This is a genomic window from Aquimarina algiphila, assembly GCF_007489275.1.
Taxonomy (GTDB): Bacteria; Bacteroidota; Bacteroidia; order Flavobacteriales; family Flavobacteriaceae; genus Aquimarina; species Aquimarina algiphila.
Window position 1 is genome coordinate 1 of sequence record NZ_VLNR01000051.1, and the last position, 19265, is coordinate 19265.

The following is a 19265-nucleotide window of genomic DNA, read 5'->3' on the forward strand; positions in this document are numbered from 1 at the left end:
TTTTAAAACCTTGAGTATTTTATCGTAATTTGCTTGAAAGTTGTGCATATGAATTATAGTGTCGTAACTACAATTTACTGCCTTTTAGCAGTTTGCGCAACTTTTTCTAAATGCACAACGGGTTAAATATTCTAATTTTTTATAAATACTTAAAACCTTGTTAATCTAGATTAGCAAGGTTTTTCTTTTTATATTTTTGCCAAAAATCAATCAGAATGAAAAATATACTTGTATTGGGATTGTTAATTTTGTTTTTATCCTCTTGTAAAACAGAAGTCAAAAAAGAAAAATCTTATGATGATAACGTAGAAGTAAGAGATCCAGAATTGGCAAAAGAAAGTGATAGAGAAAAAATTCGTACAACAGCAGAGGCCATTGCTGATGCTAATGGTCTACAAAAATGGAACAAAGTAAAAGAACTAAAATTTACTTTTAACATCGATCGTGATAGTAGCCATTATGCACGTTCATGGAGTTGGAAACCAAAAAATGATATGGTGACTTTAACTTCTGCTCAAGATACCATTACATATAACAGAACTCAGTTAGATAGCACTTCTATAAAGGCAGATCAAGGATTTATAAATGATAAATATTGGTTATTAGCCCCTTATAATTTGGTATGGGATGCTGCTAGCTTTACCTCAAAACACGAAGTAAAAGCAATTGCTCCTATCAGCAACACCGAAATGCAAAAGTTAACCATTGTATATAAAGATAAAGGAGGATATACACCTGGTGATGCCTATGACTTTTATTTTAAAGGAGATTTTATTATTAAAGAATGGGTCTTCAGACAAGGAAATACAGCAGAACCTTCTCTGATTACTTCATGGGAAGATTATCAAAATTTTAATGGAATTAAAATTGCTAAAACTCATAATCGTAAAGATGGAAATTGGAAACTTTACTTTACAGATGTAGCAGTTATTATGGAATAAAGCAACAACATAAAATTTATTAAAACCTCTCAAGTTATGACGTACTTGAGAGGTTTCTTTTATATGAACAATTACTATCTACTTTTTCAAAAACTTAATATTTTGAACTGTTGATGCTCCATAAAACTTTAAGAAATACAAACCTGTTTCATATGAACTCATATCTAGGTTTATACTTAAATCTTTTATAGAAATTGGCTGATCAACAATGGTTTTTCCTTGCATATCAAAAATTCTCATTTGATAATAATCATGTGTGTGTGATAACTTTATTTGCATCGTATTTAATACTGGATTTGGAAATACTAATATTTCACTTTCTAAATTATCACCCCCAAAATTTGTTAATCGAGACGTATTGCAATTACCGACAGTAAAGTTATGCTTGGCAGTTGCGGTATTATTCTCTCCTCCTGTCGGCAAGCTATACGTGTAGTAGAAATAAATCTGTTCTCCTTGATTAGCATTGATTTGAAAAGGAACATTAGGAGTAACTATGTACCCAGGGTATGGCCCAGTTTCTGAAGTACTATAATATAAAATACATACGGTAGATCCCATTCCTGTTATTTCGGGAACAAAAGTAAGCGTTGGGTTTACAGTTTCAACTGAAACTTCATAAGCATAATCGCCATTATCTGCACTACCTGAACAACCAGTTCCTCCTCCTGTTGTGTCTGAAGAAGCTTTAAATTCAGTATAGTTTATATTTAACCCTGCAGCATCAAATACAATTCGCAGTTCGTGTATTCCTGAACTAATTAAAATGTTATTTATCGTTATTGTTTCATAATTCTGCCATCCGTTTGTATTAGGTACAGATATAACTTCCGTAATGGAAACCCCATCTAGTTCTAGATGAAATTTACCATTGCCATTGGGGGAGGCAATACGGAAGTTAACATCATAAACATCTGAAGAAGCTGAAGCATCAATAGTATATGCTAGCCACTCTCCTGATTCGACCCATCCAACATTATACATTCCTGTTGTATCTCCAGTATTCTCTATATCTACATCTTCCTGTCTATAGGCTCCGCCAGTATTTCCTGTACTCGTATCATAATATCCCACACCTGCTCCGCCTTCTTTATAATCTTCTGCTTCTATAACACCGGGTATTGTTACATAAGATCCTGTGTTTTCATTTACACTAATAGATGTAGAACCAGAAACAGAACCACTAGTAGCAATAATGGTATGTATTCCCGTAGTTGATCCTGTATATATACCATTACTATCTATTGATCCTCCTGTAGTAGTCCAAGTAAAACTGGTCTCATAAGTATCTCCATTTTGATCAAATCCCTGCGCATCAAATTGTTCCGTTTGTCCCTGGTTTATTATTACGTTCTGGGGATTAACAACTATAGAAGTCAAAATTGGTGTTTGAGAAGCTATTTCTTTTGTCAATGATCTTAAATTATCTATATAAAAAACGTCTCCACTACTAGTATTAGGTCCAAACAAAAACACAACAGTATCTATCTGTGCATCTGTAACGATTAGATCTGGAGTGCTGGTTAATACGAACTCTAAACTATGCCAGCTATTTTGTTCTTTTACAGCAGCCTGATATACACTATGTCTACCAGCTGGATAGTTTGAAGGATTTGACAAATAGCTGGCTTCTAATTGCCAACTAATAATAGTTCCAACAGGGGCACTTGTATATACATCCATGGCAAACCTCTTTTCTTCAGAAACATATGCGCTTGCATCATTAATAAAATTCGTATCAAAAAATAATACATCATACAATTCAGAAGAATCTCTCTCATAACGACCTGCTTGAGAAGATCCATTAATTGTATTAGCTTCTGGATTCCCTATATTAGCAGTATAAGCACCTGTAGTGGTTGAATTAAGGGCTAGGTTGTCACTACCATTATAATCCTGAATCATCTCAGAGAATTTATAGGAAGGTGGTAATTTGGTTATACCATATCTAAAGTTATCGAAGTAATATGTCTCACTTGTATTCGAACCTGGATCAAAAAGTATCGAGATTTCGTTAATAGAAAAATTAGACGTTCCTGCATCTGGGGCTGAAGAATAACTAAATGCTATTGTATGCCATGTATTTTGTTCTTTAACAACTCCACTAAATTGACTATTTCTCCCTGCAGGAAAATCATTTTCAGAATTTGCCTGGTTTTCTAAGCTTAGAGAAATTTCAGTTCCGGCAGGAGCAGCTGTATACACATCCATAAAGAAAATATGTTCTCCTCTTATAAAAGGACCACTATTCTCAATCGCTGCTGTATTAAAACTTACCACGTCATAGGTTTCTGTCGAACCTCTAACATATTTTGCTGCATTTGTACTATTATTAATGCTATTGCTTCCTGGGTTTGTTACATTTTCTGTATACACTCCATTTTGAAAAAAATTCGTCAATTGATTTATGCCATCATAATTTGCTATAATAACTTCTTCTAACAACACCGCATCAGGTGCATCCATTTTTCTTATGTTATCAATATAAACGGTATGTCCTGTATAGCTATCGGGATCTATTAATAGCACAAGTTGATCTACTTCTAATGCTCCAACACTAGTATCTGGTCTATCAACCAATTCAAATTCTAGCGTTTCCCATTGATTTTTAGTAGTTGTCTTTGCTCTATATCTACTATGTCTCCCAGAGGGCCAATCTCCAGCAGAAAGTGTCCCGTTTTCTATTTGTAACATAAACTCTGTTCCGATTGGGGCATCGCTATACACATCCATCCAAATAGTTTTTTCTTTGGAAGTATATTCTAAAGCATTCCCTATATCTGAAGTAGTCATATATACCCCATCATACTGAGCTCCTGTAGCTCTCACATATTTACCCACGGTTGAAGAATTATTTACTGAATTTGGTTCTGGGTTGGCTACTGATTGGGTTAGTATTCCATCTGTTTTTGAGGTATATGTTAATTTTCGATTTCCCTCGAAATCATCATACACAAATTCTAAAATTTGTTCTGGATTTACAGAGACACTCATTTTATATTCGTTCTCTCCACAATTCGGAACATTTACATTGACTTTGACATCTCCTCCTGTAGTTCCCCAGTTCACCAAAATAGAGTTAGTACCCTGTCCTGAAATAATTGAAGCTCCGTTAGGCACTGACCAATTATATGATGCTCCGTTTGTTGCTGTTATACTATATGTTTTGTTAATTTCACCTTCATAAACTCTATTATCTCCTGTAAGTTGAGTATTAAAAGCTCCAGAATATACACGTACATAATCGACTTCCATCTGTGTAGGGTAATCTGCTGGAATGGGTGGAATATTACCTGTAAAAGGTGTTCCTACTCCTCCTACTGCTACATTTAGAATAATATACCAATCTCCATCTGCAAAAGGCCATGGATCTACTGTATTCGCAGGAGTAACCGTATGATATAACTGATCATCTACATACCATCTTATTTCATTAGGTTCCCACTCTACTGCGTATTCATGAAATCCTGCAGAAAGATCTAAGCCTGCATTATATTCTCTACCATTGTATTGCCATTCTCCATTAGAGTAGTGTACTGTTCCTCCTATGGTCGTAGGATTTTTATGTTCGGCTTCCATAATATCAATCTCGCCAGTAAATGGCCAATTACTTTGCTCGGGAAGCATCCAAAATGCTGGCCATATTCCACCTGCAGAAGGCAACTTAATGCTTGCTTCATACCTTCCATATTTAGAATTAAACTTACCTGAAGTAATTAGTTTTGAAGAAGTATATTGTTTTCCTCCAAAGGCTTCATTTTTTGTAGTAATTACCAAATTACCATTCTGAACAGTTGTATTTTCGGGTCTATACCATTGTTCTTCTGCATTTCCCCAACCACAAAGAGTAGGACATCCATCTCCATTATCAAAACTCCATTTACTAAGATCTACAGAATTACCAGAGAATTCATCACTAAATATAAGCTCTGAGCATTGCGTATATGTTTTACTCGTGAAAAAGATCAGAGTAATTAAGGTTATCATTGTTTTAAAAAAAGTGTTTCTTTTCATAATTGGATTTGTTTGTGTGTATTATTAAGTTTAATTCGTTCAAATTTTGACATGAAAACCTCTTTCTCATATAGAAAAGATATGTTCATGTTTAAGCCTATGATATCATCAATCATAGATATCATAAATTAATTGTATTGAAACCTTTTTTGTTTATCCCCTCAAAAAAGTTGCCCCGTATTTACACTTGTAAAAAGCATATGTCCTTGATGTAACTTAAGCCATATATGACGTTTCATATATTTTTATTAAATCACGATGTAGAGTTATTTTATATTTATTCTCACTTTAGTGTTATTTCCAGATTTTGATATAATCAATCTCAAATTGTTTTGGAAATATTGTATCGTCTACTTCTGGTCCTCCAAAATTTCCACCAATCGCAAGGTTTACTGGTAAATAAAAAGGTTTATTAAAAGGCCATGTTTTGTCATTTTTTATTTCTGGCGAAAATGTATAAACCAGTTTACTATCGATATAAAATTGAATTTCATCTTCTGTCCAAATCGATTTATAAACATGAAAACCTTCTTCTATAGTCTTATGTATTGTTTTTTTAGAATTAATAGTATTACCAAAACTTTCTTTTGTGTGTAATGAGGTATAAATTGTATGAGGTTCTTTACCCACATATTCCATAATATCTATTTCACCACAATTGGGCCATCCTTTTTCATCTATATCAGATCCTAACATCCATATTGCTGGCCATAGACCATGCCCCGTTGGTAATTTGGCCCTTACCTCAATAGTTCCGTATTGAAATTCTATCTTATCTTTGGTAGTTATCCTTCCTGATTGGTATATTTTTTTATCTTTTGTTGCTGTAATAATTAGATTACCATCATGAATTTTTATATTTTCTTGTGTATAAATTTGTCTTTCATTATTTCCCCAACCACAAAGGTTTGGACATCCATCTCCTAATTCATAATTCCAATAGGATTCATCCAATTGTTCCCCATCAAAATTTTCTTCCCAAATAATCGTATCAGAATTTCCACAGGAAATAAAAATTAAGAACAATATATACATGAGTTTTTTCATAAATTCTATCGTATTTCAAAATTAGTTTTAATGGTCTTATCAGAACTTCCTCCAACAAACACTTCGAATTCACCAGGTTCTACAACCCACTGATTGCTATTGTCATAAAATCCTAAATTTGTATTATCCAAAACAAAATTTACTGTTTTGGTTTCTCCGGGTTGTAGAGAAGTTATTTTAAAATCTTTTAATTCTTTTACAGGTCTGGTTATACTGGCAAAAAGATCTCTTATGTACAATTGTATTACTTCTTTACCCTCAATATCTCCTGAATTTGTTATGTCTACAGAAACTTCGATTTTTGGGGCTCCATGTGACGGGTTTACTTCATTTATTTTTAGATTTTCATATTTGAAAGTAGTATAACTTAGTCCATGACCAAAAGCATATAATGGTGTATTCTTCTGATCTGAGTAGTGTGACCAAAATACAATATCCGGATCTGGTTCAGTTGGTCTTCCTGTATTCTTATGATTATAATATATTGGGATTTGTCCAACATTTCTAGGAAAAGACATTGGTAATTTTCCACTTGGATTATAATCCCCATATAAAACTTGGGCGATTGCATTACCGCTTTGTGTTCCTAAATGCCAAGCTTCTACAATAGCAGGGATATGTTTATCTGCCCAAGTAATTGTTAATGGACGACCATTATTTAATACTAAAACGATATTCTTATTTACTTTAAAAACTTCTTCTAAAAGTTCTTGTTGAACACCTGGTAAACCTAACTCTGACCTACTTCTTCCTTCTCCGCTCTGAAATCCAATTTCACCTAAAACCATGACTACAACATCTGCTTGCTGTGCTACTTTTAGCGCTTCCCCAAACTCGCTTTTATCTGTAGTATTTATTTTTGTCTCGGTCACAAATGTTGTTTTTCCCATAGAAACATCAGCTCCTTTGGCATATACCACTGTATTCCCTTTATACTGATGCATTCCTTCTATTACAGATACTGCTGTATTATCATCTGCCGCAATTCTCCAACTTCCTAAAGGGCTATTTTTATCGCTGGCTAATGCTCCAATCAAAGCTATTTTTTGTCCTTCCTTTTTTAGAGGAAGTAATTGTTTATCATTCTTTAGAAGAACAATAGATTTCTTAGCCACATCCAAAACTGCTTCTTGGTTAGATATACTACCAATAACCTTTTTTTCTCTATCTTCATTACAGTATCTGTAAGGATCTTCAAATAACCCTAATTCATATTTTACTCTTAGAATTCTTCTAGCTGCATCACTTATCAACTCCTCTTTAACTTTACCTTCTTTTACCAGATTTGCTAAATGTTCTACATACAGATAAGATTCCATATCCATATCCGATCCCGCATTAGCTGCTATTTCTGTGGCATTTTTTCCATCTTTTGCATATCCATGTGCTATCATCTCTGTAATCGATCCCCAATCAGAAACTATAAATCCATTAAATTTCCAATCGTTTTTTAAGATATCCCGTTGTAGCATTTTATTTCCTGTTGCAGGAACTCCGTTAAGCTCATTAAAGGAATTCATAAATGTTCGTACTCCGGCCTCTTTTGCTGCTCTAAATGGTGGAAAAATAATATTATTCAATGTAGATGTTCCCACATCTACAGTATTATAATCTCTTCCTGATTCTGAGAATCCATATCCTGCAAAGTGTTTTGCGCAAGCAATGATTGTATGTTCTGCAGAAAGGTCTTCTCCTTGAAAGCCTCTTATTCTCGCCTCTGCAATTTTAGAACCCAAAAAAGGATCTTCTCCTGCTCCTTCCATTACACGCCCCCATCTTGCATCTCTAGAGATATCAACCATTGGTGCGAATGTCCAATTTATTCCTGCTGCAGAAGCTTCTTTTGCAGCTATTTCTGCTGATTTCCTAATCGCATCCATATCCCAACTTGCTGATTCTGCAAGTGGAATAGGACTCATTGTTTTATATCCATGAATTACGTCAAAACCAATAATCAAAGGAATTCCTAACCTTGATTCTTCCACGGCAATTTTCTGAACGGCTTTAACATCTTTAACTCCTCTTACATTAAGCATAGAACCGACCCAGCCTTTACGAAGATGTTCATATTTTTTTGCAGCAACTCCTTCTTCTGGTCTTGGTCCAGTGAGATCCCAAAAACCATTATATTGATTCATCTGCCCTATTTTTTCTTCTAAAGTCATGATAGAAAGTAGAGAATCTACTTTACTTTCAATAGTACTATCGATGACATCAGACTGAACATTAGAAGCTAAGATATCTGAACCTACTGTCGTTTGCTTGCAGCTGGTTAGAAACATAAAGGATACAATTCCTATAAAAAAAATAATATGGTCATTTTTCATTTCTGAAGCTAAAATTTTGATCTGATAACAAATTTTATGGGAAGGCTATCTGTGGTAAATAGCCTCCCAATCTTAAAACAATTAAAAAACAAAGTGTACATCAATACATTATTGATATACTCTTACATAATCTATTTCCATAGTTGATGAAGTAAATGCAGGATCTATAGTCCCTCCAAAATTTCCTCCCATGGCAACATTTAGAATTAAAAAGAAGTCCTTATTAAAAGGTAATCCGCTATTATTTGTAAACGTGTGAAAAAGTTGATCATCGACGTAAAACTTAATTTCTGTCGAAGACCATTCTACGCTATACTTGTGAAAAACACTGGAAGCATCACTAATTATCGTATTTTGAGTTATTGCATTTCCTCCAGAATTCCCGGGAAAATGCAGTGATGAAAATACTGTGTTTTGCTGATTCCCAACATGTTCCATAATATCGATCTCACCAGCTGCGGGCCATATATTAGTTTCGAAATCTGCACCTAACATCCATATTGCAGGCCATGTCCCTCCCCCAGAAGGCAATTTTGCACTTACTTCTACTTTACCATAGGTAAACTCAAATAAATCCTGAGATTTAATCCTCGCAGAAGTAAATGCTCCACCTCCCTCTGCTTTGGCAGTAATTTTAAGTACTCCTCCTTCTACAATGACATTACCGGGGTCATTAGTATATGATTGTGATTCATTATTTCCCCAACCATTATCTCCTGTGCCCAAATCATAAGACCAATTTGTAGCACTCGGGGCTCCATCTGTATTGAATTCATCTGACCAAACCAGAGTATCAAAAGGTGGTTCTGTAACATCTCCAGATGTTTCTGGAACAAAAGTATGGTACCATGCTAATTGACCTCCACCAAAATCTGCTGGTACATCCTGGATTCCACGAACTGTTAATTTATCTGAAGAAAGTTCTATGATCTCGTATTCCTCTACTCCTGACCAATAGGACAATGTACTATTTTCTACAGTCATTACTCTTTTTCCCTCATCATTTTCAAAAATCACAAAACTTGAGTTAGTGGCAATCTGATCAGTAATATCCCTGCACTCATCAACAAACTCTGCAGGAGTAGCACTAGGAAAAAACCCAGTGACTTCTGTCCAGTTAATAAACGTTTCATTATTATTCCCTGTGATTAATTCAAACCCATACATATCATTTGCATCATAACTAAATACCAATACGTCATCATACAAACAAGGGTTTAATGCGTTTGGTGATGCACTAAAAAATTCGGGGAAATCATTTGTTGTTGGTCCCACTCCAAAATGTCCGCCGACACCGCTATCCCAAATCCATCGTTTACTGCCATCACCGCCAATCATCTCTAGTGTTTCCTGATCTATAAACAGCCTTACATCCAAATCCAATTCTATCGTTTGTGAGGAAGAAGTTCCACCTGTACCAAAAGCAACCACTGTAATTAAAACAGTATATTGCCCAGATTGTGTAAATCTAAATGTTTGAGATTCGCCCGGCGTTGCTACTATTGGGTCACTATTTTGAGTAAAGAAAATATGGAAATTTAGTGCATTATCAGCTTGAGGAGTAATTGTAACATTACCGGTTTGCCCATCTTCTATTACGGCTTCAATTTGCAAATTAGAAGGAGAAACAATTGCTGTTAATACTGCATCATCATCCTGACAACCCATACATATCAAAAGGGCAATAACTGAGAATATATTTTTAAACTTATTCATACAATACAATTGTTAATTAATCTATCTGTTTTAAATCATCTATATAAAAGACTCCTGAAGTCGTACCTGGCCCATCTACAAAAATTACCATTGTAGCATATTGACCAGTTGGCACAAAAGGTTCTCCTACTCCTTGGCTTCCGTCAATAAAACTTTTTGTAGCATCTGTGGCAAAATCAAAACTTAATTCTTCCCAGCCTGTTCCTCCGTGATTAGCAATTACTTCATTTTGGCGTTCTCCACTAACTCCTCCCTCAAATTTTAGTAGGATCGGAACTGCAACATTTGCCCAAAATTTTATAGTAATCGTCTTATTGGTTCCACCAAAATCCACCGGAGTCTCTAAATTAAAGGCTCCTCCTTCAAAATTTACTCCAGCATTGGTGATTGCCCCTACTTTTGAAGCTTGGCTATTAACTCCAGAGAGGTCAGGGTTATCCAATACTTCATAACTGGCTCCATTAAAAGTTCCAAAATCATAAGTTACCAAACTACTATCAAATGTAATTGGAAGTTCTAGCAATGTTTGTTCACCTCCCGGTTGTTCTATATCATCTATATAAAAAGTCCCTGAAGTCGTACCTGGCCCATCTACAAAAATTACCATTGTAGCATATTGACCAGTTGGCACAAAAGGCTCTCCTACTCCTTGGCTTCCGTCAATAAAACTTTTTGTAGCATCTGTGGCAAAATCAAAACTTAATTCTTCCCAGCCTGTTCCTCCATGGTTAGCTACAACTTCATTTTGACGCTCTCCACTAACTCCTCCTTCAAATTTTAATAAAATCGGAACAGTAACATTTGACCAAAACTTCATAGTAATTGTCTTATTGGTCCCGCTAAAATCTACTGGAGTTCCTAAATTAAAAGATCCTCCCTCAAAATTCACTCCTGCATTAGTGATTGCTCCTACTTTTGATGCTTGGCTATTAACTCCTGAGAGTTCTGGATTATCCAATACTTCGAAACTAGCTCCATTAAAGGTTACAAATTGATAATTAACAGTAGGGCTATCAAATGTAATTGGAAGTACAATAGGATCGTTAGCTATTGGCACTGTAACTACTTGTGTTGACTCAATCGTAGCTATTCCTCCTCCTCTAGCAATTACTCTCACAGTGTAATCTCCAGGAGATTGATAAGTATGTTCTACAGTCTCTCCTGGCATTATTATAGTTGGGGTTTCATCGACCACATCACCAAAATACACATCAAATAAAGTGGCAAAATCTGCGCTAGCTCCAACAGTTATTATAGCTGGGTTTATAACACTTTGATCTATAGTTACAAGAAGATTTTCTGGTGCTCTAAAAGAAACTGTTACTTCCTGTAAAAACTCACTAATAAGACCTGTTGTCCCTACTCCAACAACTTTCACAGTATATGTTCCTTCAGAATATATATGCTCAGCAGTACCTCCTGGAAGTATTATAGTTGGTTCTTCATTTTCGACATCTCCAAAATAAATCTGAAATGACGATACCGACACCCCACTTGGAGTGATGGTCACAAGACCTGTATCATCTTGCGTTACATTAAAATTCGCAGTTACTTCAGTTGGTGGTGCTATTTCCTGAAAAACGATAGGGTCTTCATCCTCATTACATCCACTAAATATAAATGTTGCTACAATTACAAACACTAATGATTTTATAATTTTCATTGTCTTATTTTTTTGTTTAATACCCTGGATTTTGATTCCATCTATTTCCTGCCAATTGAATTTCTATCAATGGTATCGGAAAAACTTCATGTTTTCCTGTAGTAAACCCTTCTATTTCCTGTGCTGCACGACCTGTTCTTACTAAGTCAAAGAAATGATGTCCTTCTCCTACTAATTCTACTCTTCTCTCATTGTAAATTGCATCAGTTAATGCAGCACCTGTAGCAGTAATATCTGCTAACTGAGCTCTTGTTCTTACTCTATTAAGATATATCTGTGCCTGTATATCATCAGGTGTTGATTTTCGATTATGAGCTTCTGCTGCCATTAATAATACATCGGCAAATCGAATTGCTCTGTAGTTATTAGGATTGGTAAGATTAGCATCACCAGTATTTAGATCTCCTTGGCGCGCAATATATTTTCTATTATAATACCCTGTGTGTTCAAAACCTGTAGAAAAAGTGGCTCCTGTAGTTGCTGCCCAGGCATCGATATCTAAAATAGCAACATCTCTACGAATATCTCCAGCTTCAAAAGCATTAAAAACTTCTTCAGTTGGCACATTAAAACTAAAACCAGAGTCAAATACCGTTCCTGAATAGTTTCGTATCCCATTAAAACCTACAGCTACATTCCCTTCGCTACATTGCAGACAATCAAATCCTGCCCCTTCTTCGTCTGTATATTGCACTTCGAAAACAGATTCTATATTGTTTTCTCCTTCTTGTTCGAAAATAGAATTATAATCTACTACTAAATCATATGGTCCTGCTATTACTTGATCTAAAATTACTGCTGCTTCTGTAAATTTATCTTGAAACAAATATACTTTTCCTAATAATGCACGAGCAGCTCCCTGAGTTATACGACCAGCTTCTGCCTGAGTAACAGGTAAGTTATCTGAAGCAAATAAAAGATCTTCCTCTATCAATGCGTATACTTCTGCTTTTGGTGTTCTATCTATATCAAATTGTTCTCCGAATTGAATTCTCTTATCTATTGCTAAAGGAACGTCTCCAAACCATTTTACCAGTTCAAAATAATAATATGCTCTTAGAAAACGAGTCTGGGCAATTACTCCTTCTTTTCCAGAAAAATCAGTTTTATCCTGAAATTCCATAATATAATTTGTTCGGTTAACACCTGCATACATCCAACTCCAGATATCTCTTAACTGTTGATTGACTGGTGTGTGTATCATATCATCAATTTCTTGAATTCCTGGAGAATCTGTTGCACTTTCACCGCCCGCTAATGTGTTATCTGATGCAATCTCTCCTAGCATTACATTTAGATAAGTAGATTGTAATAAATCATATGCTGCTATTAAAGCATCTTGATATTCTTCTTCTGTATTGAAAAAATCTTCTGAGTTTGGGTCTTCAGAATCTACATCAACAAAATCATCACTGCATGAAATCATCAGTCCTAGTACTACAAAAAAGAGTATTGATTTTATATTTTTTTTCATGTTTTAAAATTTAAGATTTACACCTAACAAATATGTTCTTGGTACGGGATAGAACCCTTGATCTATTCCTCCTCCAATAGGTTCTCCTGATGAAGCTGAAGGGTCAAAACCTTTATATTCTGTAAAAGTATACAGGTTATTTATTGATGTATAGATCCTTAATTTATCCACTCCTATTGCATCCATAACTTCATCAGTAAATGTGTATCCGAATTGTATATTTTGGATTCTGAGATATGAACCATCTTCTACATAAAAACTTGAAAATAAAGTATTAGAGTTAGCACCTGTATTCACTCTAGGAAAAGTATTGGTAGTTCCTTCTCCTGTCCATCGATCCAAAAAACCATTCCTTCTATTTGTTAATGGTTGATCACGTTCATAATTTCGAACAATATCATTACCCAAAGAAGCAAATGCATAAGAAGAGAAATCAAAATTCTTATAGTTAAATCCTATATTTATTCCCATTGTTACGTCTGGTATAGGGTCTCCTATATCTGTTCTATCATCAGAATTAATTTGTCCATCTTCATTAACATCTACATACCTTAAATCTCCTGGAGCAGCATTTGGTTGTGTTGCATGAGCATCTACCTCGGCTTGATTTTGAAAAATACCATTGGTCTGTAATCCATAGAAATATCCAATAGGTTTTCCAACCTCCATTCTTGCCGGGAAATCCTGGCCCACCCCAAAAGATCCTCCTGGAATAAATCCATTTTGACTATCAACAAAAATTACTTCGTTTTGTAGTGTGGTAAAATTATAGCTGATATCAAATCTAAAATTATCAGATAGTTTATCATTATAGCTAATTCTAAATTCAAAACCCTGATTTTCTACTATACCTGCATTGATTACCGGAGGTTCTGATCCCGGAGCAGACGCTCCCAGAATACCTGATACCGGAGATACTACCAATAAATCTTCTGTACGTTTTTTAAAATAGTCGAAAGTAATGTCTATTTTATTTTTCCAAAACCGCGTATCGAGGCCAACATCTAATGTCTTTTGTTTTTCCCATTTAATTTCTGGGTTAGAAAGTGCTCCTATAGCTTCTCCAAAAACTAATTCATCATTAATCACATATGTTCCTTCCCCATCAAGAGTAGAAATAAATCTAAAGTCTGCTATCCTATCATTACCGATTATACCATAACTAGCTCTTAATTTCAGGAAATCTAACCAAGTATTATTCTCTAAAAAAGATTCATCAGAGATTACCCATCCCAATGAAGCCGACGGGAAATATCCAAATTTATTCTCTGGACCAAATTTAGTAGAACCATCTCGTCTGATTACAGCTGACAATAGATATTTGCCTTTAAAGTCATATTGTAGTCTAGAAAAATATGATAATAATCTAGCATCAAATGTATCCACTCCATTTACAAAATTATCTACAACATCAGATGCTTGTGAAATATTGGCATTAAAAAAAGAATTATCCGGTATGTCAAAACCTGTCAAACTTGTAAAATTTCCTGTGGTCTTAAACACAGACATTCCTAAAAGTATTTTCATATTATGATCTTCTAAAAATGTCTTGTCGTATGTTATAAAATTATCCCAGGTAAAATCTCTGAAAATATCTTCATCTTCTGTAACACTGCTTCGATCAACGTTAAATACTTTACCCGAGCCATAGAAAACTTCTGGAGAAAATCTTTTTTCTGATACTTCAGAATAGTTAAATTGAAATCTTGACTCTGCTTTAAAATTTTTCAAAAAATTATAGCTTAACCCTATCACACCACTAATTTTGTTTACTCGGGTTGTATTAAAGTTATTTGCTATTTGAGCTACAGGATTAATAACTTCATTCCCTAACCCTTCTGCTAATGTAAAATCTCCATTTCCATCTCTAACCGTTAAATTAGGTGCCATATTTAATGCATTAAATAATACAGAACCTAATGCATTTTCTGACAATGCTTTTCTATTGGTTTTTGTATAGATTGCGGAAGTAGATAATTTAAAATTTTTAAGAAATTCTAAATTATAATTTATCCTTCCTGTAAAACGATTAAAATTGGCCTCGTTTCTGCCAACAATTCCATCTTGTGTTAAATAAGATGTTCCTGCAGAATATGTAGAATTTTCTCCACCTCCTGAGGCATTAAAATTAACATTAGAAATTACTGCTGTTCTAAAAATCTCATCCTGCCAATCTGTTCCTTCACCTAAGTTTGATAAATTCGAAAATGGCGGTGTATTTCCTCCTGCAGCAAATGCTTCATTAACAATAGCTCCATATTCTGTTGCATTAAGTACTGGTATTTTTCTTGTAGTTTCCTGAAAACCGGTATAAGAATCAAATTCAAATTTTAATTCTTGATTTTTTCTTCCGGTTTTTGTTGTAATTAGAATTACTCCATTTGCTGCCCTAACACCATAAATACCAGCTGTAGCATCTTTTAAGACATTAATACTTTCTATATCATTAGGATTGATAACACTCAAATCTTCGATTACATTTCCATCCACTAAGATTAGTGGTCTACTATCTCCATTGGTACTTATTCCACGAATAGCAATTGTAGAATTACTTCCTGGTGCACCAGATTCTGATGTTATATTTACTCCCGCTACTTGACCTTGTAGTGCTTGCTCTACTCTAACTATATTAAGTTCTTCAATTGTTTCTGATCCTATAATAGAAACTGCTCCTGTAATTTCTTTTTTAGTTTGTGTTCCATAACCGATAACGACAACCTGTTCTAATGATTGGCTATCTTCTTCCATTACAATATTAATGACAGCCTCTTGTTTGACAGTTATCTCCTGTACTGAGAATCCGACATAAGAAAATACAATAACACTACCTACTGCAACATTGCTTAAAGAGTAATCTCCATTAAAATCTGTTACTGCTCCATTTGTTGTATTTTTTACAATGACATTAACCCCTGGTAATTCCAATCCATTAGGATCTTTTACTTTTCCCCTAATTTGAATTTCTTGTGCGTGAGTAACCGAAGTTAAAAACACAGCAATTAAGAAATATGCAATTTTCATAAATGTTTTTGTTTGATTTACTCAAATCTAAAGACAAACATTAAGAAAACGTTAATTCGCAACCACAACAAAAAACATACAGAAATCAATAAAGTTTAAAGAATTATGACAAATTTTAAAGAAAACCCTTGTAATAACAGGATATATTAACGATTTAACCTCTAGCAAATCGTTTAAAAAAAACTTAATTTTAATGTAACGCAAACGTTAGAGTATAGGTAATGTTGTGGTGATTTTAAGGAATGTTGTAGTGTTAAATCTCAAGGATGTAATTGACCAAACTCTCTTCATGTTGTAAATGAAGCTTTTTTCTAAGTCTATATCTCTTTATCTCTACACTTCTTACAGAAATATTTAATAATGGTGCTATTTCTTTAGAGGATAAATTAAGTCTTAAATAGGTACAAAATCTTAAATCGTGCGGAGTTAAATCCTTATGTTTAGCTTTGAGTTTCTTTAAAAAATCTTTATCCACATTATTGAAAGCCTCTTCAAAATGCTTCCAATCATCTTTATTATTTAAATTCCGATCTATAATCCTTTCTACATTTTTAAGCCCTCCATTTCCTGTTTCTGATTTCTGGAGTTCTTTTTTAATCGTATTTAAGATTTCATTCTTTTTGATAATACTCATAGTAGATGAAGCAAGTTCGCGGTTCTTACTTTCTATATCCTGAATAAGTTTTTCGTTATTCAACTTCATTATTTCTCCTTCACTCTCTAATTCTTTAAGCTCAAGTTGCTTTTTATTTTCTTCGACTAATTTCTGTTTCTGTTTGGTATAATAATGTTTGTATGCCCTATGCATTAATAACAACATAATTATTAAAAGCAAAGAGTAAATTACAATCGCCGATGTTGAAAAATACCAGGGTCTATCAATAATGAACTTATACTCCGCTACATTTACAGTTAATTCATTACCTGTTTTAGCTCTAACCATGAAAGTATAACTGCCAAATGGTAAATTCTCAAAAATAACACTCGAATTAGTGGTCCAATTATTCCAATCTTCGTAAAATCCGTCTAACTTATATTGGAATTTGGAAATTAAATATTTGTCATACTCTGGAATAGCATAAGCAAAAGAAATTGTATTTAGATTAGATTTAAAAACAGGTTGTTGTTCTAATAAGGATACATCACTAAATTCTTCTCCTTTGTATTTTACAGACACTTTATCTAATAAAATACGATGTTCTTTAAAATTGATTTTAGACAAATCTAAAATCATATACCCATTGGTTGTTCCTAACAAATATTTATCATTGTTGATATGTGTTATATTTTCAAATCCATACATTTCTTTTCGTAAAGATCTTGGAATTGGTATTTCGGTAATTCTTAAATCATCTGAAAACTGACTCTGAGAAATGTAACCAATATTATCTTGAGAAAAACTCCATAAACCCTGTGCATTATCTTTTATAAGTTTACCCGTATTGTCATTTTCACTACCTGAAATCTGGCTTACAATATTTTCTTTCTCAAATGTTTTTATATGTTTATCAAATGTAAAAACGCCTTGCTCATGTGCATATAGAATATCTCCTTTATATTTAATCACATTGGAATTTTTTCCTCTTTCTATTAAAGTATCTTTATTAATATTTAATATTTTGGAGAATTGCTCATCCATTTTTACTCTAAAAAGGCCTTTATATTCATGATTTATCCAAACCTCTTTATCATGTATTTCTACAAATCTGGCTGAATAGTCAAAGCCCTTTATCTTATGCTTAAAACTCCAACTATTATTTTTCTTCTCTAATAAACTGAGACCATTATACATACCTTGTAATAACCAATCCTGATGCCCAGAGATTGTTTTAAAATTCCAGGCTCCTGCCATCGAAGAAATTAATGTAGACGTATTATTATTTATAAGATAAGTTCCTGAGTCATGACCACAAAAAAGAGCATTGTCATATACAAAAAGACACCAAACTTGTCCATTTGTACCTTCAACAAATTTAAATTGTTCATCTGCACCTAATTTTTTATAGAACAATCCCTGATTGGTTCCCAAATAGAGAAAATCTTCAAAAACTACAGAGGTGTATACAGTACCAATCTCTCCTTTATCATCATTAAACCGACGTATTGGAGATTTTATATTTACGCAGTTAATGCCATTATCAAGTCCTAACCATATGTTTTCATCACTATCTTCAAACAATGATAAAACAGTGTTATTACTTAACCCTTTAGTTTGATTTATCTGATGTATTACTTCTCCTGTTGAAGAGAGATAAATAATACCTTTAGATATTGTTCCTAAAACAAAACTTTTATCTTTTAAACGTGTACCGCTATATACTTTTGAATTTTTTAATACCTCATATGCTGGGATATTCCATTTAGATATACTACCATAAGAATATTTATAAAAACCATTAGTACTCGTAAGCATTAGAATTCCGTCTGGAGTATCTGAAATATTAACTACTTTATCATTTCCAGAGATAGAAAAATCTGTTATAAGCTTCGGTTTTCCTTTCTCTATTTTAAAAATCCCTTGAGTCGTATCTTGATAATAAATTACTCCATTAACATTAAATAGATTAAGGATACCGACTTCTGATTCTATAATACTGATCTCCTCATTATCAGAATTATATAAATAAATCCTATTGAGTGATTGAAACAATACCCAATTTTCTTGATTTACTATATTCCAAAATTGTTCATCTTCGATCAAACGTTCTTTAATAGCATCGCTTAAGGAGGTATATTCTAATCCGCCAAAGTTATTTTTTTTCCAATACCCAAAATTCATATAAAAACCTGTATATATGCGATCATTGATCACATTTACAGACCTCATAACAGTTTCATTAGGGGTTGGGTACAAAGTCCAGCTCGAACCATTAAACTCTAACAAACCATTGTTATTACCTACATAAATGTATTTATTATCAGACTGAGAGACAGACCAATTCTGAGTTCCTCCACCATAAGTTTCTGGTAAATATTTTTCTATTGGCGGTAATTCTTGTGCAGATATTAGCGCTGAAAATAAAACTAAAAAGAATAAAAATATATTTTTCTGGTATTCCAAG

At 33.7% G+C, this 19265-nt stretch carries 9 protein-coding genes; 1 reads left to right on the forward strand and 8 read right to left on the reverse strand.

The window, feature by feature from the left end; translation table 11 throughout:
- Positions 1-215 precede the first annotated feature (215 nt).
- Positions 216-941, forward strand: a complete 726-nt coding sequence (locus FOF46_RS20825; protein ID WP_109434717.1) for a hypothetical protein — start codon at positions 216-218, stop codon at positions 939-941.
- A 78-nt stretch (positions 942-1019) separates the two neighbouring features.
- Here the strand turns inward: FOF46_RS20825 and FOF46_RS20830 are convergent, their stop codons facing one another.
- From FOF46_RS20830 to FOF46_RS20865, 8 genes are all read right to left on the reverse strand, one after another.
- Entirely contained in the window at positions 1020-4955 is a 3936-nt protein-coding gene (locus FOF46_RS20830; RefSeq protein ID WP_143917780.1) for a family 16 glycosylhydrolase, read from the reverse strand.
- A gap of 294 nt (positions 4956-5249) precedes the next feature.
- Positions 5250-6002 carry a glycoside hydrolase family 16 protein gene (locus tag FOF46_RS20835; RefSeq protein ID WP_143917781.1) on the reverse strand — a complete coding sequence of 251 codons (753 nt, stop codon included), beginning with the start codon at positions 6000-6002 and terminating at the stop codon, positions 5250-5252.
- A gap of 5 nt (positions 6003-6007) precedes the next feature.
- Positions 6008-8329, reverse strand: a complete 2322-nt coding sequence (gene bglX, locus FOF46_RS20840; protein ID WP_143917782.1) for a beta-glucosidase BglX — start codon at positions 8327-8329, stop codon at positions 6008-6010.
- A gap of 108 nt (positions 8330-8437) precedes the next feature.
- On the reverse strand, positions 8438-10045 hold the full coding sequence (locus tag FOF46_RS20845; RefSeq protein ID WP_143917783.1) for a glycoside hydrolase family 16 protein: 1608 nt from the start codon (positions 10043-10045) through the stop codon (positions 8438-8440).
- Between the two features lie 16 nt (positions 10046-10061).
- On the reverse strand, positions 10062-11708 hold the full coding sequence (locus tag FOF46_RS20850; protein ID WP_143917784.1) for a PKD domain-containing protein: 1647 nt from the start codon (positions 11706-11708) through the stop codon (positions 10062-10064).
- A 16-nt stretch (positions 11709-11724) separates the two neighbouring features.
- Positions 11725-13182, reverse strand: coding sequence for a RagB/SusD family nutrient uptake outer membrane protein (locus FOF46_RS20855; protein ID WP_143917785.1), 1458 nt, complete (start codon positions 13180-13182; stop codon positions 11725-11727).
- A 3-nt stretch (positions 13183-13185) separates the two neighbouring features.
- Positions 13186-16203 (reverse strand): SusC/RagA family TonB-linked outer membrane protein, encoded by a 3018-nt coding sequence (locus tag FOF46_RS20860; RefSeq protein WP_143917786.1) that lies wholly within the window; start codon positions 16201-16203, stop codon positions 13186-13188.
- A 253-nt stretch (positions 16204-16456) separates the two neighbouring features.
- Positions 16457-19264, reverse strand: coding sequence for a helix-turn-helix and ligand-binding sensor domain-containing protein (locus FOF46_RS20865; protein WP_244299693.1), 2808 nt, complete (start codon positions 19262-19264; stop codon positions 16457-16459).
- Between the last annotated feature and the right edge of the window lies 1 nt (position 19265).